The 20,698-nt window shown below is 52.2% G+C and carries 17 protein-coding genes; 11 read left to right on the top strand and 6 right to left on the bottom strand.

The annotated features are described in order from the left end of the window. Positions 1–109 precede the first annotated feature (109 nt). The 3 genes from BUB13_RS13550 to amrA all read right to left on the bottom strand — a co-directional run bounded on the left by BUB13_RS13550 (position 110) and on the right by amrA (position 1,796). Positions 110–397, bottom strand: a complete 288-nt coding sequence (locus BUB13_RS13550; RefSeq protein WP_072909300.1) for a hypothetical protein — start codon at positions 395–397, stop codon at positions 110–112. 110 nt (positions 398–507) lie between these two features. Continuing rightward, positions 508–1,248 (bottom strand): methylenetetrahydrofolate reductase, encoded by a 741-nt coding sequence (locus BUB13_RS13545; RefSeq protein ID WP_072909313.1) that lies wholly within the window; start codon positions 1,246–1,248, stop codon positions 508–510. Positions 1,249–1,256: 8 nt separating this feature from the next. Continuing rightward, positions 1,257–1,796 carry an AmmeMemoRadiSam system protein A gene (gene amrA / locus BUB13_RS13540; protein WP_244151879.1) on the bottom strand — a complete coding sequence of 180 codons (540 nt, stop codon included), beginning with the start codon at positions 1,794–1,796 and terminating at the stop codon, positions 1,257–1,259. Between the two features lie 151 nt (positions 1,797–1,947). Here amrA and BUB13_RS13535 point away from each other — a divergent pair, with 151 nt between their 5' ends. The 6 genes from BUB13_RS13535 to BUB13_RS13510 all read left to right on the top strand — a co-directional run bounded on the left by BUB13_RS13535 (position 1,948) and on the right by BUB13_RS13510 (position 7,167). After that, the gene (locus tag BUB13_RS13535; RefSeq protein ID WP_072909299.1) at positions 1,948–3,237 is read left to right on the top strand and encodes a M48 family metalloprotease; all 1,290 of its coding nucleotides are present in this window, start codon (positions 1,948–1,950) and stop codon (positions 3,235–3,237) included. Next, complete coding sequence (locus BUB13_RS13530; protein ID WP_072909298.1) at positions 3,234–3,770, top strand: hypothetical protein; 537 nt, start codon at positions 3,234–3,236, stop codon at positions 3,768–3,770. The genes BUB13_RS13535 and BUB13_RS13530 overlap by 4 nt, the downstream gene beginning before the upstream one ends. A gap of 60 nt (positions 3,771–3,830) precedes the next feature. After that, entirely contained in the window at positions 3,831–5,147 is a 1,317-nt protein-coding gene (gene miaB, locus BUB13_RS13525; protein ID WP_139249386.1) for a tRNA (N6-isopentenyl adenosine(37)-C2)-methylthiotransferase MiaB, read from the top strand. Between the two features lie 19 nt (positions 5,148–5,166). Beyond that, positions 5,167–5,823, top strand: a complete 657-nt coding sequence (locus BUB13_RS13520) for a histidinol phosphate phosphatase domain-containing protein (protein ID WP_072909296.1) — start codon at positions 5,167–5,169, stop codon at positions 5,821–5,823. Then, a complete protein-coding gene (locus BUB13_RS13515) occupies positions 5,820–6,884 on the top strand; it encodes a M42 family metallopeptidase (RefSeq protein ID WP_072909295.1) in 1,065 nt (354 codons plus the stop codon). Before BUB13_RS13520 ends, BUB13_RS13515 begins: the two co-directional genes overlap by 4 nt. A gap of 76 nt (positions 6,885–6,960) precedes the next feature. Next, positions 6,961–7,167, top strand: coding sequence for a hypothetical protein (locus BUB13_RS13510; RefSeq protein ID WP_139249385.1), 207 nt, complete (start codon positions 6,961–6,963; stop codon positions 7,165–7,167). Positions 7,168–7,232: 65 nt separating this feature from the next. Here the strand turns inward: BUB13_RS13510 and BUB13_RS13505 are convergent, their stop codons facing one another. Further along, positions 7,233–8,996: a DEAD/DEAH box helicase gene (locus tag BUB13_RS13505; RefSeq protein WP_072909293.1), complete on the bottom strand. Its 1,764-nt coding sequence runs from the start codon at positions 8,994–8,996 to the stop codon at positions 7,233–7,235. 159 nt (positions 8,997–9,155) lie between these two features. Here BUB13_RS13505 and BUB13_RS13500 point away from each other — a divergent pair, with 159 nt between their 5' ends. Both BUB13_RS13500 and BUB13_RS13495 read left to right on the top strand, forming a co-directional pair. Then, positions 9,156–10,121: a chemotaxis protein CheV gene (locus BUB13_RS13500; RefSeq protein ID WP_072909292.1), complete on the top strand. Its 966-nt coding sequence runs from the start codon at positions 9,156–9,158 to the stop codon at positions 10,119–10,121. Positions 10,122–10,210: 89 nt separating this feature from the next. After that, complete coding sequence (locus BUB13_RS13495) at positions 10,211–11,911, top strand: potassium channel family protein (protein ID WP_072909291.1); 1,701 nt, start codon at positions 10,211–10,213, stop codon at positions 11,909–11,911. A 31-nt stretch (positions 11,912–11,942) separates the two neighbouring features. Here the strand turns inward: BUB13_RS13495 and BUB13_RS13490 are convergent, their stop codons facing one another. Then, complete coding sequence (locus BUB13_RS13490; protein ID WP_072909290.1) at positions 11,943–12,950, bottom strand: cation diffusion facilitator family transporter; 1,008 nt, start codon at positions 12,948–12,950, stop codon at positions 11,943–11,945. A 17-nt stretch (positions 12,951–12,967) separates the two neighbouring features. Then, positions 12,968–13,468: a hypothetical protein gene (locus tag BUB13_RS13485; RefSeq protein WP_072909289.1), complete on the bottom strand. Its 501-nt coding sequence runs from the start codon at positions 13,466–13,468 to the stop codon at positions 12,968–12,970. Between the two features lie 206 nt (positions 13,469–13,674). Here BUB13_RS13485 and mutS point away from each other — a divergent pair, with 206 nt between their 5' ends. From mutS to glnD, 3 genes are read left to right on the top strand one after another with little or no spacing between them, the layout of a single operon-like run. Then, positions 13,675–16,293 (top strand): DNA mismatch repair protein MutS, encoded by a 2,619-nt coding sequence (mutS, locus tag BUB13_RS13480; protein WP_072909288.1) that lies wholly within the window; start codon positions 13,675–13,677, stop codon positions 16,291–16,293. Positions 16,294–16,301: 8 nt separating this feature from the next. After that, positions 16,302–17,990, top strand: a complete 1,689-nt coding sequence (locus BUB13_RS13475) for an N-acetylmuramoyl-L-alanine amidase (RefSeq protein WP_072909287.1) — start codon at positions 16,302–16,304, stop codon at positions 17,988–17,990. Further along, positions 17,987–20,683: a [protein-PII] uridylyltransferase gene (gene glnD, locus BUB13_RS13470; RefSeq protein ID WP_084092126.1), complete on the top strand. Its 2,697-nt coding sequence runs from the start codon at positions 17,987–17,989 to the stop codon at positions 20,681–20,683. Before BUB13_RS13475 ends, glnD begins: the two co-directional genes overlap by 4 nt. The last annotated feature ends 15 nt before the right edge of the window (positions 20,684–20,698 follow it).

Below are 20,698 nucleotides of genomic sequence, written 5' to 3'. Positions count from 1 at the left end.
TATGCAAACACCGGAAGAAGTACATAAGAAAGCCACCTCCATGGGGGAGGTGGCTTAGGAAAAAACTGTCAACGTATTTTAGGACGTGACAGCAAGTTTTCTCGGATTCTTATTCGAAGCCGTAAAATGCATCGCACAGATAATCGATGACGTCTTCGGTCTGCTCTTCAGTCCACTGGATATTATTTCTCTTTACGCAAGCGTTCACCTGGGCATCAAGTTGACGGTATGATTTCACGAACAGTGGGTCTCTGCTGTACATCTCGACACCGTGGCATTTCAGACAATCCTTGTCGTGCAGAGGTTTTCCGGCAAACTCTTCGGCGACAACGACAGATTGAAACAGCAGCAAAAAGGCCAGGGTGCAAACGCTGAAAAGAACGAAAATACGCGACATCTTCTTCACCTCTCTTTAGTTGTATTTATAGGTATATATAAATATGTTTTTCGTAGAGGTAAAGCTCTTTTTATTCAGACAGTTGCCCTAATTAAACAGTTGATGAAAACCTAAAGAATCCCGTCCAGATAGGCGGCGATGTCGGTTCGGATCGGCATGAAGTAAATATTGTCCTGATGTGCTTCAGCGAACGACAGGGCTTTTTGAGCAAACTCACGGTTCCAGTTTAGTGTGGCTTCAAAATCGGGTGGAAAAACAGCGTTGTTCTTGTTCTCCCAGTAGTTCTGGCTGTTTTCTGTCAGCACCGGTGAAATGCCCCAGTACACAGTGCAGTCCTGCATGAATCCCTGATAGATTTCCATCAGTCGCAAATCGAAAAAAGGTTGGGTGAAAAAAGCTTCAGCCCCGGCATCCTGCTTGGCTTTTATGTAGTCGATTTCTTCCTTGATCCCGTTGCGGTAGGGGTCCATGCCGGCATAAATCGTCAACTGCGGAACCTCCCGTTTGAGCCTGCGGATCATTTCCAGACAACTGGTGCGGTAGCATTTGTGCGACATGTCCTGCGGCGGATCGCCGGTGACAACCAGTACGGCTTCTATTGCATCAGCACAGAGTTCTTCAACGATCTGTAGTGGCTGGTTCGGGTCGAAGTCAATGGCGCGCAGGTGAGGGATGGTGTTGCTGAAACTTTCTCCTGCGATGGCGCAGCCTTCCCAGCTGCGCATTTTAAACCGCAGGATATCGGGAATGTTGATGCGGTTCACGCTGGGAAATTTGTCTTTGACAAGTTGCAGTTCCTCGCGCAGCGATTTTTCGCTGCGTGGGACAAGTTCAATTGATATTTCGGTCATGCTCACGTCTACTCTTTGATGATTTGGGCGCTGAAAATGTAAATCTCAGTGTCGGCATCCTGCCAGGCAGATTTCGATAATCCGGCTTTCAGGCAAGTTTGCTGCAGGAACGTCAGGCGATCCCAGCCGTACTCGGTAGCAACCTGCGGCAGCAGCACACCACGGCTGAAATTCTTTTCCAGGTAGATTCCGTGTGTGCCGACCTCGATCTGCTCAATCTCCTCAATTTTTTCCAGCGGTGAGAGGACCGAGATTTCCAGGCTGAAATTGTCCAGTTCGCTCGGTTCCATCGGATGAAAGCGGGGATCTTTGCTGGCAGACGCGGTAGCCATTTCAGAAACTTCGAGGAAAAGTGGCCGCTCGCTGACGAAAGTGCCGATACAGCCGCGTAGCTGGCCATTCTGCTTGATGGTGACAAAACATCCGACTTTCTGGTTGAGCGCTTTCTCCTCACGAGGTGAGGGTTGAAACTTCTGCTCTTTGACCAGATTGGTGATCGTGTCACGCGCAATACCGAGCAGGACAGCTGACTCTTTTTCCGATAACATTCTGCTCTCCATAATTTCATAGCAATGATTGTCAGATAATGGATGCATCATTTATAGTGTTTGCATCAGATAGTAGCAAGATTTTTATCTTTTCCTGTCTGTCTTCATGTGTTGATTTTGTTGATAAATTTCAGGAGAGTGGAGTTTTACTATGGATAGTTTCAAGCGTTTTTTCTGGCTGTTGACGGTCTTGTCTTTGCTGGCTGGTTGTGCGGTGAATCCGGTTACCGGCCGGAATGAACTGGCGATCATGCAGGTTTCGCCAGCGCAGGAAGTAGAACTGGGGCGCAAATCGTTTGGCCAGGCCATGCAGTCGATGGGAGGGATTTATCCTGATGACAGTGTCAATGCTTACGTCGATCGGGTCGGTCAACGGGTTGCCCGCTACAGCCATCGCCCCGAATTGAGCTACCAGTTCAAAGTTGTCAACGATTCTTCCCCCAATGCCTTTGCTCTGCCCGGAGGCTTTATCGCTATTTCTCGTGGTCTGCTGATCAACCTGGAGAATGAAGCGCAGTTGGCTGCGGTGCTTGGGCATGAGGTTGGGCACGTCACTGCACGGCACAGTGTACAGGGCATGCAGCGGGCAACATTGCTGAATGCGGCTGTCGGTTTGGCTGGCGTCGCTGCCGGCGAGTACAGTGAGCTGGCAACCCAGATTGGTGGTGTCACTGCCAACCTGATCGATAAGCGTTACAGCCGCGAACAGGAGAGCGAGTCGGATCAACTCGGCATCGATTACATGGCTCAGGCAGGGTATGCACCGCAAGGTGCCGTTGAGCTGCAGGAAATATTTTATCGTAAAATCGATCAAGGACAGAATGCCGATTGGCTGAGTGGGCTGTTCCGTAGCCACCCGTTTTCGATCGAGCGGTTACAGGCCAATCGAAATTATGTTGAAGCGCGTTATCCCACCAGTAGAGCCAGTTATGGGCTGGACCGTAATGCATACCTGACAGCAATTGATCCGGTGCTGCAAACAAAAGAAGCCTATGCCCTGTACGATGAAGCAAAAGAGCTTGAAGCAAAAGGCCAGCTCGATGTTGCCATCGAAACCTATCATAAAGCGATGCAGAAAGCCCCGGAGCACGGTCTGCTGTTGAACGGCTTGGGAATGGCTTACTTGCGGAGTGAAGATTTGATTCCGGCGCGGCGCTACTTGATTAAAGCTGTCAATGTCGATCCCGAGTATTTCCAGTCGCGCATGGGGCTTGGTTACGTTTATCTGAAAAACCAGGACCCGGCCGAAGCTTCGAAGCATTTGAAGAAATCACTGGAGTTGATGCCTTCGGTTCAATCTGCTTACCTGCTGGGTGAAGCGGAAGAAGCTCAAGGTCATATCGCTCAAGCGCGTGAGCTCTACCAGGCCGTGGCTGACGCCGATGCCAACGGCAAATTGGGACAGGCGGCAACGGCCAAGCTGAAGAGGTTGGGGCAATGAGCGGCCTCGGTTGGGACTGGCCTTTGGAGGATGAGGAATCGCTTCTCTGGCAGGGACGGCCCGCACCACGCTGCTACATCTGGCGCAACTGGAAACTGGCGTTGGCGGCGACCATCCTGTTTCTCGCTGCCAGTTTCTGGTGGATCCTGGCTTATCAGCTGATGCTGGACGAAGGCTACCCCTGGTGGTTGCAGTTGATTCCTTTGCCCCTGGTTTTTCTCTCTATCTGGTTCGGCCCGATCAGGATCCTTTTGGCGCGAATCCGCTGGGAGAAAGTTTTCTACGCTTTGACCGACCGCAGGATGATTATTCGAGATGGGCAGTTCAGCGCCGAAATGACGTCTTTCGCACTCGATGAAATAGACGCGTGGAAACAGAAAAAGTACAGTGACCAATTGGTCAGTATCCGTCTGGAGATGAAAAACCATCCGCCGGTTATTCTGTTCTGCCTGGAGCAGCCGCAAAACCTGCTTGGGCATCTTCAGCGCGATGCACTTAAAGAGCAGATTGGAGACGAGCCCGAATCTGTTTGACTCGGTTGAAAACGAGCCGCTATGATGCGCGGAATTTTGCATGGCGGATAAATGGAGATTATGAAAAAAGCTTTTTATTTGGAAACCTTCGGCTGCCAGATGAACGTGGTCGATTCAGAACGTATTGTCGCTTTGCTGGAGCAGATCGGCTACTCACAGGTTGATGCGGCGGATAAAGCCGATTTACTGCTGCTTAATACCTGCTCGATCCGTGACAAGGCCGAACGCAAGGTCTATGGTCACCTTGGTCGCTTCAAGCCGCTGAAAGATCAACGCCCGGAACTGATTATCGGCGTCGGTGGCTGCGTCGCCCAGCAGGAAGGGGAGCGGATGCTGGACACCGTTCCCTATCTTGACCTGGTATTCGGCACCCACAATGTTCATCGCCTGCCGGAACTTGTCACTCAGGCTGAAAAGCATCGCAGCCGCGGTTGCGCGACAGAGTTTCTCGGACGTGAAGAGCGTCTTGGCAATTTTCCGCAACGCAGTCAGCTCGACAGCGTGACCCGTTTCGTTACCGTGATGCAGGGCTGTGATAATTTCTGTTCCTACTGCATTGTTCCTTATGTGCGCGGGCGCGAGATCAGCCGTCCGAGCTCTGAGATCCTCGCGGAAATCGAAGCGCTGGTTGCGCAGGGAGTCCGCGAGGTCACTCTGCTCGGGCAGAATGTCAATTCCTACGGGCTCAAAGAGGATGAAATCTCTTTTGCTCAGCTGCTGAAAAAAATGAACGATGTTGAAGGCTTGGAGCGGATACGTTTCATGACCTCTCACCCCAAAGATATGACTGACGAACTGATCGACTGTTTCGGCAATCTCGATAAGCTCTGCAAACAGATCCATCTGCCTCTGCAGAGTGGTTCCGACCGAGTTCTGAAACTGATGAACCGTGGTTACACCGCCGCAGATTATTTGCAGAAAGTCGAGCGGCTAAAAGCGGTCTGCCCCGAGATTCGTCTGAGTACAGATATCATCGTCGGTTTTCCTGGTGAAACCGAGGCGGATTTTCTCGATACACTCGAAATGGTGAAGACGGTCAAGTACGCGGATGCTTTTACCTTTCTATTCTCTTCACGTACCGGAACTGCAGCCTCCAAATTAAAAGATGATCAGTCGAGCGTGCAGAAACAGGAACGTTTCGAACGTTTGTGTGCGCTACAGAACCAAAACAGCGAAGCGGTCTGGCAGGCTGACCAGGGGAAGGTTTTGCCGGTTTTGGTAGAAGGTGAAAGCAAACAGGGGGACGGCCAGATTTTCGGTCGCACCACGTGGAACAGAATTGTAAATTTCGAGGGGGATAAAGACCTGATCGGCAAAACCGTTTCGGTGAAGATTGCCAAGGTATTCCGTAATTCAAACCTGGGAGAGCTGGTTTAAACGCAACAGGGAGACAACCATGATCGATCTGCACACCCATACATTTTTCAGTGACGGCGAACTCGTTCCCGCCGAACTGGTCCGTCGCGCCGCTGTCGCCGGGTACACCGGTCTGGCCATCACCGATCACGCTGACCACAGCAATATCGAATTCCTGCTCTCCAAACTTGTCGGTGTGGTCGATGAAATCGGCGCTGCCAATAATATGCAGGTGCTGGCCGGGGTCGAGCTGACCCACGTCGCACCGCACATGATTGCCGATGCAACCAAATTGGCTCGTGACAACGGGGCCGAAATCATTGTTGTTCATGGTGAAACCATCGTCGAACCGGTGATTGAAGGCACCAACAGGGCAGCGATTGAGGCGGGCGTTGATGTACTGTCGCATCCCGGGTTGATTTCAGCTGAGGATGTGCAGTTAGCGGCTGAAAAAGGTGTTTACCTTGAGCTCACGACCCGCAAAGGGCACTCGCTGACCAACGGTCATGTGATCAAGTTGGCGATCAAGTATGGCGCCAAGCTGGTTATCGATAACGATGCCCACGCCCCTGGTGATCTGGTGTCACCGGAGTTGTCACACAAGATCGCCCTTGGTGCTGGCTTGACCGAAGAGCAGATCGCGCAGGCGCGGCAGAACTCAGTGGACATCGTTGCTAAAGCAAAAGGACGAAAATGAATAAGCAGGATTTCAATTTTCTGAAGAAACTGGTCGAAACTCCCAGCCCGTCGGGTTACGAACAACCGGCACAGCGGGTCATCCGGGCTGAACTGGAATCTGTCGCTGACGATATGCAGACCGATGTCATGGGCAATCTGATTTCTCATCTCGCCGGAAAGGGCGGCCCGAAATTGATGCTGGCCGGCCACTGTGACGAGATCGGTTTCATGGTGCAGTATGTCGATGATAACGGTTTCATCTATTTCGGCGCGATCGGTGGCGTTGACCCCCATCTGACGCCGGGGCAGCGGGTGAAAATTCACACTGCTGACGGTGAAGTCTCTGGAGTCATCGGAAAAAAAGCGATCCACCTGATCGAGCCGAAAGATCGCGACACAGTGATCAAGTTGAAAGAACAGTACATCGATATCGGTTGTGGCAGTAAGGAAGAGGTGCTGAAACTGGTTGCCATCGGTGATCCGGTCACTTTTGCTGTCGGCGTGGAAAAACTGCAGCGTGACCTGGTCACATCACGTGCCTTTGATGACAAAATGGGAGCCTTTATCGTCACCGAAGTGATGAAGAAGGTTAAGCAGAAGGGCGGCGGAACAGCTGAATTGTATAGCGTTTCTACAGTGCAGGAAGAGATCGGCCTACGCGGTGCGACGACCAGCAGTTACGGCGTCAACCCGGATGCTGGCATCGTTGTCGAAGTAACGCACGCAACCGATTACCCCGGGGTGGAAAAAATGGGGATCGGTGATGTCGAGGTCGGCAAGGGACCGGTTATTGCCCGGGGCCCGAATATCAACCCGGTGCTGTTTCAATTGCTGATGGAGACGGCTGAAAAGGAAAAAATACCGGTACAGGTCGTTGGCGCGCCACGTGGCCTCGGCAATGACGCCAACGTCATGCAACTCTCCCGCGGTGGTGTCGCAACGGCTCTGGTTGCGATTCCATTGCGTTACATGCACACACCGGTTGAAGTGCTGTCGCTGGGTGACCTCGATAGCGCGATCAAGCTGCTGACTGCTTTGAGCTTGCGCTTGGAAAAAGGGCAATCCTTTATCCCGGTATAAACTGAAGGTTTTGTCAGTCAGATTTTAGTCAGGTCCCTCCGTTATGATGCTCGAACGATAACGGAGGGATTTTTATATGCGACGATACGCAGCAATTATGATTCACGCATACAGCCAGGTTTCTGGGCGCAGCCTTGAACAAGTTACGCGCGATATGCATCTTGAAGGGATTATCGATCCGGATCAGATTCGTCACTTGAGTGATGCTGAAACCGAATACCTGCATGACATCCTCAAAGATGACAATAAAATCAGATCCTGGCAGGCCAATTATCAGTCTTGAGCCAAACATGGTGCTTATGACTGCAAAAGCCGATTCCATTCTGGAACCGGCTTTTGCTTTTTAAGCTACTTCTTTTTCTTTCCGCTACGCTTGCCGAAAGGCTTTTTCCCGCTGCTTGGCTGAAACTTGTTTCCTGAGCTGAACTTTCCTTTGCCGAATGAGCGGCGTTTGCCAGTGCGTTCGTTTTTGCCTGCGGCACTTCCGCTATCGACGCTGATCTGCAGCTGTTCGTCGCAGACCCAGACAGTTTTCAGTTTGTGCAGGATCTCGGATGACAGGTCTTTCGGCAGATCAACCAGGCTGAAGTGATCGAACAGGCGAATCCGGCCGATACTGCGGCTGTTGATCTTGCCTTCGTTGCTGATGGCGCCAACAATATTGCCCGGTTCGACGCCATGTTTGCGGCCGACTTCGATCCGGTAGGTCTGCATGTCGCTGTCGTCAGTTTTCTGGCCGCGATCGCGCTGTTGCCGCTCCGGTCTTTCTTCACGAATCTCTTCGGCAAAACGTTCATCCGGTTGCAATGGACGCTCTTTCTGTAGCAGGTAAGCGAGGGTCGCGGCGATTTTTCGGTGACCGACATCGTATTCACTTTGATACTGATCGATCAATTCCTCGAAAAATTCCAGATCCTGTGATTCCATGGCCTCCGCAATCTGCTCTTTGAACAGGCCGATGCGCCGATCTGTAATGTCTTTGCGGCTCGGCAGCGCCATGGCTTTGATCGGTTGCTTGGTTGCACGCTCGATGGCAGAGAGCATCCGGCGTTCGCGTGGAGCAACAAACAGAATCGCTTTGCCCTCGCGTCCGGCGCGGCCAGTACGACCGATGCGATGGATGTAGGCTTCGATATCGTGCGGAATATCATAATTGACAACGTGGCTGATACGCGGCACATCCAGGCCACGGGCAGCGACATCGGTGGCAACGACGATATCGAGGGAACCGTCTTTGAGGCGATCGACAGTCTTCTCGCGCAGCATCTGGGTCATGTCGCCGTTGAGTGCGGCGCTGGAAAAGCCACGAGCTTCCAGTTTTTCCGCCAGTTCGACGGTGGCCACCTTGGTGCGGACAAAGATGATCATGCCGTCGATCTCTTCCGCTTCCAGAATTCGGGTCAGGGCGTCGAGCTTGTGCAGCCCCTTGACCTGCCAGAAATGCTGGCTGATTTTTTCGACTGTCGAGGTTTTGCTTTTAATGCGGATTTCGACCGGGTCTTTCAGGTGCTTCCGGGCAACCGAAAGGACTTCGTTCGGCATGGTCGCTGAGAAAAGAGCCGTCTGGCGGTCTTCCGGAGCAAAATCGAGAATTTGCTCGACCTCTTCGATGAATCCCATCTTCAGCATTTCGTCTGCTTCATCGATGACCACTGAAATAACTTTATCCAGCTTTAAGGTTCCGCGGTTAAGGTGGTCCTGTACCCGGCCGGGAGTGCCGACCACGACCTGAACGCCGCGTGCCAGCTGACGCAACTGCTGAGTGTAGTTTTGACCTCCGTAGACCGGCAGCACGTGGAAGTTTTTCAGGTGCCGCGCGTAGGTCTGCATCGACTCGGCTACCTGCAGGGCAAGCTCGCGGGTCGGTGTCAGTACCAGCATCTGCGGTGCCTTCATCTTCGGTTTAATCCGGCTCAGGAGTGGCAGTGCAAAAGCGGCTGTTTTTCCCGTGCCGGTTTGCGCCTGGCCGAGCAGATCGCAGCCTGCCAGTAATGGCGGGATACTCTGAGCCTGAATCGGCGAGGGGGTTTCGTAGCCAACTTCGTTGATGACCTTAAAGACGTCAGGGGCCAGGCCGAGATCGGCAAAAGAGATGTTTGTTGTTTCGTTCATATGTCTAACCGTTTGAGAGTGCGTTGTTTTTTAAGTGTAGGCAAAAGATGCGAACCATACCCTAAAACACACCTGAGTACCAGCTTTTTCGATTATGTTTGCGAACTTAAGCGATTAAGTTACAATTGTCTCAATTAAGTATTTTCTAAGGAGAAGAGGATGGAAGAAGGGACGAAGCAGGAAATATTGCTGGAAAGCGGAACCAACGAGATGGAAATCATCGAATTTTATGTTGGTGCGCAGCCGTTGGGGATAAATGTTCAGAAGCTCAAAGAGATCATTTCGTTCGATGAGTCGGCATTGACGGTTATACCCGATACCGATCCGGCAATGCTCGGTGTCTTGATGATGCGGGGCTCTACGATTCCATTGCTCGACTTGAAAACTCACCTCAAGCAGCGCTGTCTCGAACCGACCGAGACTAGCCAGCGGCCGGTGGTCATGGTCTGTGAGTTCAATCACCGCATCAACGGCTTCAAAGTCGATGGTGTGAACCAGATTCACCGTATTCGCTGGAGCGATGTCCAGCCTCTGGCAGAATTTATCGATCAGTATCGCCCTCGTTTTACCGGCAGCGTTAATATCGATGGTCGGGAAATTCTGATTCTTGATCTTGAATATATCATTGGTGAATTTGATCCTGATTCGGTTCTCACGCTGGAGAAGGAAGGGGAGTTTAGCCATGTGACCGATCGTGCCCTGATTCAACGCCAGTCAAAGAAAATCCTGATGGCGGAAGATTCCAACGTCATTCGCAGCAATCTTGCAAATGTGCTGAGGGAGCGTGGCTTCAGCCAGCTGGAAGTATTTATTGACGGTGAGGCCTGCTACGCCCGTGTTCTTGAATTAAAGCACCAGGCTGAAGAGGAAGGTCATGATATTTCGCAGCATCTGAGCCTGGTGGTCAGCGATATTGAAATGCCGAAGATGGATGGTTTGACCCTCTGCCGCAGAATCAAAGAAACTCTCGGCTACAAACATATTCCGGTCGTGCTGTTCTCCTCATTGATCAATCCGCCGATGGAGGTCAAATGTGATTCGGTTGGAGCTGATGGCTACGCTTCCAAGCCGGAATTGCCAAAACTGGTGAGGATTATGGATGAGTACCTTGGTATTGAAGGTTAGCTCTTCGATGTTAACTTTTCCGACAAGCCGGGCCTGGATTGGGTCCGGCTTTTGTTCTTCCCCAAAATAGAGGTTTCAGAACAAGCGGAATGAAGACGATATCTGCAGAACTGGCTTATTTTCTACGTGGTCGCGCCCGGCAGAACCTGAAGCTGCTGCTTTATTACTGTGGCTTCCTGTTGTTGCTGATCCTCTGCTACGCCACGCTGTTCCGTTACCTGATGCTTCATCTGGAGGGGCGGGAATTTTCCTTTGTCGCCGGGGTCTACTGGGCGATCACTGTTATGACCACCCTCGGGTTCGGCGATATCACTTTTCACACAGATATCGGCTATGTCTTTGCCACAGTGGTGACGATCTCCGGCGTTGTTTTCCTGCTGATTATTCTCCCATTCGGTTTGATCAGTCTCTTTCTAGCCCCTTGGATCGAGCAGCGTTTGCGCTATCGTCCCAGCTTTTCCCTGCCGCCAGAAACCAGCGGGCATGTTCTTGTTTTCGGAGTCAACCCGACAGCACGAGTTCTGTTCCGCAACCTGGCCAGTCGTAAAATTCCTTTTGTCGTTATTACTGATGACTACGAAGAGTCTTTACGGCTCGAAGAAGAAGAGGATGTCCGCGTGGTTTGCGGTTCGCCGACCGATGTCAAGATGCTGCAGAAAGTGCGGGTCGATTCTGCACGCTACATTTTTGCCAACCTCAGCGATACGGAAAATACCAATCTCTGCCTGACGATCCGATCACTTTGCAAAACACCGATTGCCGCCGTGGTTGATGAGCCTGAGCATATCGATCTGGTTCGTCTCTCTGGAGCTGATAAAGCGGTGCCTCTGCAAAGGATAATCGGACGTTATCTCGGCATTCGTTCAACAACCTGCGGGGCACTTGCCCATGTAATTGACTCTTTCGGTCCCTTGCAGATTGCCGAAGTGCCGGTTCATGGTTCGCCCTTCGTTGATATGACATTGGAACAGGCGCGCATCCGCCAGCAGACCGGGATGACGGTTATCGGCATCTGGGACCGTGGCACCTTTACCGTGCCGGAACGGGACACCCTGTTATCACCCTCGTCACTGGTTGTCCTGGCTGGAACTCATGATCAGTTAAGGGTCATGGAAGAGCTGATAGGAGAGCAGGAGACGGACGATCTGGTTTTCATTCTTGGCCATGGCCGTATCGGGTGCGCCGCAGCACGTTTTCTAGATCGCAAACCGGTACCATACGTGTTAATTGATCAGGAAGAGAACCCGCATTGCGAAAGCCATATTGCCGTGCTTGGTGATGCAACAAACCGTCATCTTCTGAAAAAGGCCGGAATCGACCAGGCCAAAGGGCTGATTGTCACAACCAACGACGACAGCACCAATATTTTCCTGACGTTGAGCAGCCGAAACAGCAACCCGCATATGCGGATTGTTGCTCGCGCGAATACCGAAGAAAATGTCGCTCAACTCTATGCTGCCGGAGCCGATTTCGTGGTTTCCAATGCGTCCGTCGGCGCGAGTATCCTGATGAATATTCTCGAATCGAAGGAGTCGATTTTTTTAACCGAAGGAGTCACAATTTTCCGCCGCCCTGTTCCCACAAGCGTGGTTGGCATGAGTGTGAACGAGTCCCGTTTGCGTCCGCGCACCGGATGTTCAATTGTCGCTTTGGAAGTTGAAGGGGAAGAGCCGCTGGCGCCATCGCCAGAAACAATTTTGCGCGCAGGTTGCAGCCTGGTTTTGATCGGTAGCCCGGAACAGGAAAAGAAGTTCGGCGAACTCTTCGGCCCGGGAGGAGAGGGTTGGTAGGGCTAGCTATACTTCGTGTAATACTTTAAGTTTAATCTTGTTCTTTATTGCTTCTCTGACCTTTTTTGTTCTCGCAGCGCGGTGCTCTGCCGCGCACGGTTTTCAGCGTCCACTCAGAATCCATCAGCCTGGTTTTTGTCTCTTCGCAGGTTGTTCTGCCGGGACAGGCACTTTTGTGGCATGGCTCGATGTGGATAATGACATCAGCGCCAGGAATGTTTTTCTCTATCTTTTTTTCCAGGCTGTCGGCAATTTTGTGAGCTTCGAAAACACTCATTTCTTTGCAGACCTCCAAATGGAAATCCATGATTTTCGATGAACCGGCGCGACGGGTGCGCAGGCCGTGGTAACCGCTGAAAGCAGCGTCATGCTCGGTAATCAGGTCATGAACCTGTTGCTTGATTTCTTCCGGCAGTTCCGTGTCGAGAATGTCCTGCAGGCTGCGTTTAATCAGCTGCAGGGCTTCATGCAGAATGTAGGATGCAACCAGCAGGGAAAGGGCGGCGTCGATCCAGACGATTTCGAGCCAGCGGATCAGCAGTAGCCCCGCCATCAGGCCAAGGTTGCTGTAGATATCCATGCGGAAGTGGAGGGAGTCTGCTTCCAGCGCGGTCGAGTCCGTCTGCTTGGCGACTTTGCGCAGGTAGCTGGCAATAAACCAGGAAATGACGGCACTGAAGGCAAGGATGCCGATCCCCTGGTCGACGTTTGTCGGCCCTTCTCCGTGCGCGAGTCGCAGGGAGGATTCGTACAAAATCCAGCCACCGGAAATGCTGATAACAATAGCCTGGAAGAATGTTGCCAGGGTTTCGTATTTCCCATGACCGAACGGATGGCATTCGTCTGGCGGTTGCTCTGCCTGCCTGATCGCCATGAAGTTGACCCCTGACATCAGGATATCGAGCAGTGAATCGACGGCAGAAGCCATTACTGCCATTGAACCACTGCTGATAGCGATCACCAGTTTAAAGGCAGCGAGAAAGAAGGCTCCACTGATGGAGAAAGCTGCAGCACGTATTTTGGGGTTGGCCGGTAGCATGAGTCATCGAATCCCGATCAGAGGGGGCAAGCCTTTTCCCAGGAAGCAAAACCATCACCAACGATAGCATGAAAATCCTCGATCCGCTGCCGGTAGTAATCAAGGTCGGCACAGGTCCGGGTAATTTCTCGCGCATCTTTTTCACTGATCAATTTGTTGTGGGCGCAGTACTGATAAAAACCTGCAGTGCCGGAGAGCAACGTCGTCAACTCTTCCATGTTCGGCTCCAGGTTGCGGATGATATACCAGTGACCACCGAACTGGCGGGCCCTTTTAGCGGTACAGTCAAAAATGTTTTCCTGCCGGCTGCCGATGAGAAATTCACGTAGAAAGTAATCGGCCCCTGCGGCCTGAGAACCAGCATCGATGGGCTCCAGTTTAAGTTCCTGCAGCAGGTACTGATGGAACGCTTTCAGCAGCTCTGAGCAAAGGCGATCGACTCTGATCTCACTGTCGAGATCGCTGATCTGGTAGTTGTTTTTGTCGAAAATTTCTGTCTGTGTCTGGTTGTCGCTCATGGTGAAATCTTATCCGTAGTCGTCTGTCTGATAAACGAAAGTAGCGAGTTATTTAGCACTCTGCCCAGCAAGGGTCAAGCGCAGCCGTTTTAACCTGATCCTCTGTTTACTTCCGATAGGTGCTCTGCTACCATACGCTGCTCTGAAAACGTTCTTGAACAGTTTCGCAAATATTTAAATATAGATAGTAATAATAGGTAGATAGAATGTCCGTAGCAACTCCCCTGATGCGTCAGTATCTGGAAATCAAGGCTGATTACCAGGATGCAATCCTGTTTTTTCGGCTGGGCGATTTTTATGAAATGTTCATGGAGGATGCGGTCGTCGCCTCGCGCGTGCTCGGTATCACCCTGACATCGCGCAACAAGGGAGATGAAGACGCGGTGCCCCTTTGCGGCATCCCGTTTCACAGCAGTCAGGGATATGTCGCCAAGCTGGTCGCCAATGGCCATAAGGTTGCTATCTGCGAGCAGGTTGAGGACCCCAAGAAAGCCAAGGGAATTGTCAAACGCGAGGTGGTGCGTGTTGTCACGCCGGGCCTGGTGACTGACACCGACACCCTCGAACCGAAAGAGAACAACTACCTGCTGGCGATCGCTGCGGAAGACGATGTTTACGGCATTGCCCATATCGATATAACTACCGGCGAATTCCGCGTTACCCAAGTGCAGGGACTGACGCAGGTCGAAAGTGAACTCGGTTCATTGCGGCCGCGTGAAATTCTGTTTGCCGATGGCGACGCTTCAGTCGATGTGCGGAAAAAACTGGCTGGAGTGATCGACGGCATGATGCTCAACCTGCTGCCGGACTGGGTTTTTGAAATCGAGTACGCCGCTGACCAGTTGACGACCTTTTTCGGCGTTTCTGGCCTGCAATCCTTCGGCTGTCAGGATTTGCCGCACGCACAAGAGGCAGCATCTGCCGTGCTTTATTACCTGCAGCAAACGCAGAAGGACGAACTGCGCCATATCCGCCCGCTACAGACCTACCACACGCGCCAGTTCATGGTGCTCGATGATGCCACCCGGCGTAACCTGGAATTGACCGCAACCTTGCAGGAAGGCAAGAAGCGCGGGTCACTGCTCGGTGTTCTCGATCGCACGGTGACAGCGATGGGTGGCCGTATGCTGCGTCACTGGATCCATTATCCACTGGTCGATCAGCAGCAAATCCTTAAACGTCAACAAGCCGTCGCGCAGTTAGTGGACGACAGTTTGCAGCGGATCGAGCTGATCGAAGCGCTCGACGGGGTTTATGATCTGGAGCGACTTAACAGCAAAATCGCCATGGCCAGTGCTAACGCCAAGGATGTCGCTGCGTTGCGTACTTCGTTGCAGCGGCTGCCGCGGATCGATGATCAGCTGCTTGTTTTTGCAGGCGGCGAATACCTGAAAGAATTGCGGGCCAAGATCGACCTGCTGCCGGAGCTGGTTGATTTGCTGGAAAAGGCAATCGTCGATGATCCCCCCTTTGTTCTGCGTGACGGCGGTATTATCCGCGACGGTTACAACGAAGAGCTGGACGAGCTTCGCAGCATCAGCCGTGATGGTAAAAGCTGGATTGCCCGCCTGGAGCAGGAAGAGCGTGAACGAACCGACATTCCAACCCTGAAGGTTAAGTACAACAAGGTCTTTGGCTATTTCATCGAGGTCACCAACAAAAACCTTGACCGCATCCCGGAAGATTATCAGCGCAAGCAGACACTGAGCAACGCGGAGCGATTTATCACGCCGAAGCTGAAAGAATACGAAAGCAAGGTTCTTGGGGCCGAAGAGAAGCTGGTTGAATTGGAATACAACCTGTTCCAGCAGGTGCGTCTGCAGACTGCTGCTGAAGGGCGGAGAATCCAGCAGAGTGCCGATGCCCTGGCAGCACTTGATGCCTTGATGGCACTGGCTGACCTGGCTCATGACCGCAATTACAATCGACCGACGATTGATGATTCCGGTGTTCTTAATATTGAAGCAGGCCGTCACCCGGTGGTTGAAGGGATGCCGTTGAAAGAAGCCTTTGTGCCGAACGATGTCGAGCTGGATAACGAGAAAAACCAGCTGCTGATCATCACCGGCCCGAATATGGCGGGTAAGTCGACCTACATGCGGCAGGTGGCGCTGATAACCCTGATGGCGCAGATCGGCAGTTTCGTGCCGGCTGAGAACGCGCATATCGGTGTGGTCGACCGCATCTTTACTCGGGTTGGCGCAAGTGATAATCTGGCAAAAGGTGAATCAACCTTCATGGTGGAGATGAACGAGACCGCGAACATCCTGCGCCATGCAACCGACAAGAGCCTGGTGATTCTAGATGAGATCGGCCGTGGAACCTCGACGTTCGATGGTGTCAGCATCGCTTGGGCGGTCGCTGAGTATTTGCATGACAATCCAGCGGTTGCCGCCAAGACCCTGTTTGCGACTCATTATCATGAGTTGACTGATCTGGCACTGACGCGCGAGCGGGTAAAGAACTACAATATTGCGGTCAAGGAATGGAACGACCAGATCATCTTTCTCCGCAAGATCGTTACCGGTGGCGCCAGTCGTTCATACGGTATCCAGGTCGGGCGGCTGGCCGGTTTGCCCGATCCGGTGATCAAACGGGCGAAAGAAATTCTGCAGAATCTCGAAGCTGGCGAGTTTGGCAAGTCGGGCGAGCCGCGTTTGGGAGAAAGTCGCAATAAACCAAAAAAGCAGCCATCGTCACAGTTGTCACTCTTTAATACTGATGCAGACGATGTGATCCGTACCAAGCTGGAGTCGGCTGATTTGAGTAACATGACTCCGCTCGATGCGATGAATCTGCTAAACGAACTGAAAGAACTGCTCTGATTTCTCGTATGTCTAAGTTACGACTCTACTTTTTATTGCTGGTGCTGGGCGCGATTTTCTTTTACGCGCAGCAATCTTTTGCCGAATCGTATGATGCGATCCGCAGTGATTATCACGGCCTGGTCAAATCGGCGCAGCAACAGCGTCAGCGGGTCAATTGGGAAAAAATTATCCAGCGTTTCGAGCGTTACGTCGAGCAGAATTCACAATCATCCAACGCTCCCAAGGCCTTGTTTTTAAAAGCTCGGACCTGGGACGGCTTATCGCGTGCGTCCGGTGGTCAGGAGGATGCACGGGAAGCAGTCAACCAGTACCTGGCGATGGCCGAACGCTACCCGTCACACACTTTGGCAGATGATGCCCTCTATTCTGCCGGGCAGATTGCAGAAAACCGTCTTTACGATAAAGCTGCCGCTTACCGTTATTATCGCTGGCTGACGGACCAGATGCCACAGGGCGATATGGTGAACAAAGCCAGACAGCGGCTTTCAGCTCTGCCGAAACCTGAAGTTGAGAAGGTTCCACCGGTCAAGCAGACCGCCTATTTAAAAACCGCTGACTCTCCCCGACTGGAAAAAATCCGCTACTGGAGTGGTCCGGAATACACCCGCGTCGTCTTCGATCTGTCAGCGCCTGTTTCTGCCGAGCCGAACATGCTCAAAGGTGACAATCCGCGCATCTATTTTGATCTGCTCTACACCGATATGGCTCCGCAGCTGCAACAGAACCTGCCGATTCTCAACGGGCTGGTAAAACGTGTCCGCACCAGTCGCTACGATGAACAGCGCACGCGCGTGGTTCTTGATCTGAACCGGCAGGCGGAATACAAGTTTGCTCACCTGGAAGATCCTTATCGTTTTGTGGTTGATGTTCTCGGCGCCCCGAGCCGTGCTGGCGTGCAGCAACCGGAACCAGGCGGAGCCTCTCCGACCGATGATTCGATCGCAGGCATTCTCGATACTGTGCCGGATCAGCCGGTATTACATGTACCGCAACAGCGAAAAGATCAGGGAATCAAGTTGATCGTTGTTGATGCCGGACATGGCGGTCGTGACCCTGGTGCTGTTGGACCAAACAAAGTTCTGGAAAAGAACGTCACCCTCGGCATGGCCAAGGAACTGGCGCGTCAACTGCGGCAGAGGCTCGGGGTGAAGGTCCTGCTCACCCGCTCTGATGATCGCTTTATCGAGCTGCGTGACCGGACTGCTTATGCTAACAAGGTCGGAGCTGACCTGTTTATCTCTTTGCATGCGAATGCGGCTAAAAGCCGCAAGGCCTACGGGCTGGAAACCTACTTCCTCAACCTGTCCAAAAACGATCAGGCGGCCGAGGTCGCAGCTCGAGAGAATGGCACTTCGCTGCAGGATGTGAGCAACTTGGAAGCAATTCTTTTCGATTTGATGGCGAACGCCAAGATCAACGAATCGAGCCGTTTGGCGGCAGAAGTGCAACAGGCGATGGTGGCAGGTCTGCGACCGCACTACAGCCGTATCAAGGATCTTGGTGTACGCCAGGGTCCGTTTCATGTGCTGCTCGGGGCAACGATGCCTTCGGTTCTGGTGGAAGCAGCCTTTATCAGTAACACGCGAGAAGAGAAACGTCTCACAAGTAAAGCCTACCAAAAACGAGTTGCCGACGCGATTGTCAAAGGCGTCAAGAACTATGCGGCGACTATCGATCAGGTTGCTAAGCGATGACAATAGATACTGTCCCAGATATAAATACCTCTTTCCCGACGGCTAGTTTACTCAGTAGCGCTCCGTATGAGGAACGGCGTCAAGCCATACTCGAAGCGACTCGCGAGTTCATTACCAGCCACCTGGAACGCACGAAAAAGATGACCATCGATGGTGCCTCCGGACGTGCCGTCGTGCAGGAATTGACGGCGGCTTTTGATCAGCTCAACGATATCCTGTTCCAGGTTGTCAGCTACGACCTCGACCAGGATGGTGTTGATCAGTGTGCCCTGATTGCGCTCGGTGGCTACGGTCGCGGTGAGATGAATCCGAAATCGGACCTCGACTTGATGTTCTATTTTGAGCCCAAGGGCGAGGAGGTGGCCAAGATCATTTCTGATCGTATGCTCTACCTGCTCTGGGATCTCGGCCTGGATGTCGGCTACAGCGTTCGTTCGGCCAAGGATTGTATCGATCATTGCCATGACACTACGGTACGGACTTCACTGCTCGATGCCCGCCTGCTCTGTGGCAACCCTGATGTGTACGCCGGCTTTCAGAGCAAGGTCGGTAGTTACATTCTCAATAACGAGTCACAGAAATTTATCAAGCTGAAGCTGGAAGAAAACAACGAACGTCGGAAAAAGTATGGTTCTTCGGTTTACATGCTGGAACCGAACCTGAAAGAGGGCGAGGGGGGCTTACGCGATCTGCATGCCTGTCTCTGGATTGCTCAGGTCAAGTTTAAAGCAAACAGTTTGCAGGAACTGGTGATAAAAGGTGTCATCAATGAAGCCCAGGCTGCTGACTACCGTGCCGCCCTCGATTACCTCTGGAAAATTCGTAATTACCTGCATTTTCTTGGGCAGCGCAAAAGCGATCAGATCACTTTCGAACTGCAGCGACAGATCGCTGATGCTTTCGGCTATAAAGATGGAAGAAAAGGCTCTGCTGTTGAACAGTTCATGCAGAACTATTATCAGCACGCGGCCCATGTTGAACATCTCGCGTCCAACATGATTGTCGAGGCGACACAACGTGATAAGCTGCAGACCGGAATCGTCGGTTTCTTCTCACGACGTTCCCTGGAGCATGGTTTTACCGTCGGCCGTGGAGAGCTAGGCTGCAGCGACGAGGAAATTTTCAAAAAGAACCCGGCCTTGATTATGACTGCTTTTGAGCTGGCTCAGAGGCATGGTGTCAAGCTCAACCTGAAACTGAAGGCTTTGATCCGCGAGGACCTGCACCTGATCAATGACAAGGTGCGGCGATCCAAGCAGATGAATGAGTCTTTTATGAGCATCCTTCGTCATCCGAAGAATGTCGGGAAAATTCTTCGTAAGATGCATCATCTGCACGTGCTAAATGCCTTTATCCCGGAATTCAAGAATATTTTCTGCAAGGTGCAGTTCGACCTTTACCATGTTTACACCGTCGATATTCATACCCTGTTCGCCATCGAACAGATGGGGAAGCTGTGGGCCGGCGAGTACGCTGAAGCTTATCCGCTGCTGACTGATGTTGCCAACAACATAGAAAAGCGCGAGTTGTTGCTTTTGTCGATCATGTTTCACGATATCGGTAAAGGCAGTGGTAGCGACCACAGCAGTCGCGGTGCGGCCATGATCCCGACCATTTCCCGCCGAATGGGTTTGAACCGGGAAGACAGCCATCGGTTGCAGTTCCTGGTGCAGCACCACCTTAAAATGGCGCACATTTCCCAGCGGCGAGATCTGCATGATATGAAAATGATCACCCAGTTCGCCGAATTGATGGGGATGAGCGAAAACCTGCGCATGCTTTACCTGCTCACTTTTTCCGACCTGAAGGCCGTCGGGCCGGACGTCTGGTCGGAGTGGAAGGGGCAACTGCTGCAGGAACTGTATGAAAAAACCTACGATGTGCTGGAAAAGAAAGATTTTTTCCAGGAGATGCGTTCAGAGAAGGTCCGCAACCGCAAGCGCAAAGTCCGCGAAGCCTTGGCTGGAGAATTCCCGGAAAGTCGCATCAACAAAGCAATCAACAGTTTGAATACCCGCTACCTGATGAGCTACCGTTCCAAGCAGATCATCCCGCACCTGCGTTTGGCGTTGGGGCGAGGTAGAAAGACTCTGGCGTTACAGGCCGAACAGGTGCCTGAAACCGGCTATACCGAGTTGACCCTGGCGACGATCGATTCTCCAGGCCTTTTTTCAATTATTACTGGAGTCATGGCAGGACATTCGATCAATATCCTTGGTGCCCAGATTCATACCCGCAAGACAGGTGCCGTGCTCGACGTGTTGCAGGTCAACAGCGCTGTCGGCGATATTGTGAGCAACGAGGCCAAACTCAAGCGGGTAGAGAAAGACTTGATCGCAGCCATCGAAGGTCGTTTGAACGTGCAGGAGATGGTCGAGAAGGCGCAGCGTGAACCGGATTACATGCAGCGGACCAAGGAGAAACCGAAACGGCCGAATAAAGTCGAGTTCGATAACGAAGTTTCTGACCAGTACACGGTTATTGATATCTTTGCCAACGACAAGGTTGGCCTGCTTTACAATATTGCCAGAACTTTAAGTGAATTGGGCCTTTACATCGCTGTGTCAAAAATTTCGACAAAGGTCGACCAGGCGGCCGACGTTTTTTATGTCAGCGATATTTTTGGCCAGAAAATAACCGATCCAGAGAAGATCGAGCAGATCCGCCAGACCATGCTGGAGCGGATTGCCTAAGCGGTTGCCCTGTCG

Origin of the sequence: Malonomonas rubra DSM 5091 (assembly GCF_900142125.1) — a bacterium.
Taxonomy (GTDB): domain Bacteria; phylum Desulfobacterota; class Desulfuromonadia; order Desulfuromonadales; family Geopsychrobacteraceae; genus Malonomonas; species Malonomonas rubra.
This window is presented reverse-complemented; position numbering and strand designations above follow the sequence as displayed.

What these genes read in the sequence shown, in the direction of transcription:
- BUB13_RS13550 (WP_072909300.1), bottom strand. Translation starts at nt 397, where the DNA reads ATGTCGCGTATTTTCGTTCTTTTCAGCGTTTGCACCCTGGCCTTTTTG.
- BUB13_RS13545 (WP_072909313.1), bottom strand. Translation starts at nt 1,248, where the DNA reads ATGACCGAAATATCAATTGAACTTGTCCCACGCAGCGAAAAATCGCTG.
- amrA (WP_244151879.1), bottom strand. Translation starts at nt 1,796, where the DNA reads ATGTTATCGGAAAAAGAGTCAGCTGTCCTGCTCGGTATTGCGCGTGAC.
- BUB13_RS13535 (WP_072909299.1), top strand. Translation starts at nt 1,948, where the DNA reads ATGGATAGTTTCAAGCGTTTTTTCTGGCTGTTGACGGTCTTGTCTTTG.
- BUB13_RS13530 (WP_072909298.1), top strand. Translation starts at nt 3,234, where the DNA reads ATGAGCGGCCTCGGTTGGGACTGGCCTTTGGAGGATGAGGAATCGCTT.
- miaB (WP_139249386.1), top strand. Translation starts at nt 3,831, where the DNA reads ATGAAAAAAGCTTTTTATTTGGAAACCTTCGGCTGCCAGATGAACGTG.
- BUB13_RS13520 (WP_072909296.1), top strand. Translation starts at nt 5,167, where the DNA reads ATGATCGATCTGCACACCCATACATTTTTCAGTGACGGCGAACTCGTT.
- BUB13_RS13515 (WP_072909295.1), top strand. Translation starts at nt 5,820, where the DNA reads ATGAATAAGCAGGATTTCAATTTTCTGAAGAAACTGGTCGAAACTCCC.
- BUB13_RS13510 (WP_139249385.1), top strand. Translation starts at nt 6,961, where the DNA reads ATGCGACGATACGCAGCAATTATGATTCACGCATACAGCCAGGTTTCT.
- BUB13_RS13505 (WP_072909293.1), bottom strand. Translation starts at nt 8,996, where the DNA reads ATGAACGAAACAACAAACATCTCTTTTGCCGATCTCGGCCTGGCCCCT.
- BUB13_RS13500 (WP_072909292.1), top strand. Translation starts at nt 9,156, where the DNA reads ATGGAAGAAGGGACGAAGCAGGAAATATTGCTGGAAAGCGGAACCAAC.
- BUB13_RS13495 (WP_072909291.1), top strand. Translation starts at nt 10,211, where the DNA reads ATGAAGACGATATCTGCAGAACTGGCTTATTTTCTACGTGGTCGCGCC.
- BUB13_RS13490 (WP_072909290.1), bottom strand. Translation starts at nt 12,950, where the DNA reads ATGCTACCGGCCAACCCCAAAATACGTGCTGCAGCTTTCTCCATCAGT.
- BUB13_RS13485 (WP_072909289.1), bottom strand. Translation starts at nt 13,468, where the DNA reads ATGAGCGACAACCAGACACAGACAGAAATTTTCGACAAAAACAACTAC.
- mutS (WP_072909288.1), top strand. Translation starts at nt 13,675, where the DNA reads ATGTCCGTAGCAACTCCCCTGATGCGTCAGTATCTGGAAATCAAGGCT.
- BUB13_RS13475 (WP_072909287.1), top strand. Translation starts at nt 16,302, where the DNA reads ATGTCTAAGTTACGACTCTACTTTTTATTGCTGGTGCTGGGCGCGATT.
- glnD (WP_084092126.1), top strand. Translation starts at nt 17,987, where the DNA reads ATGACAATAGATACTGTCCCAGATATAAATACCTCTTTCCCGACGGCT.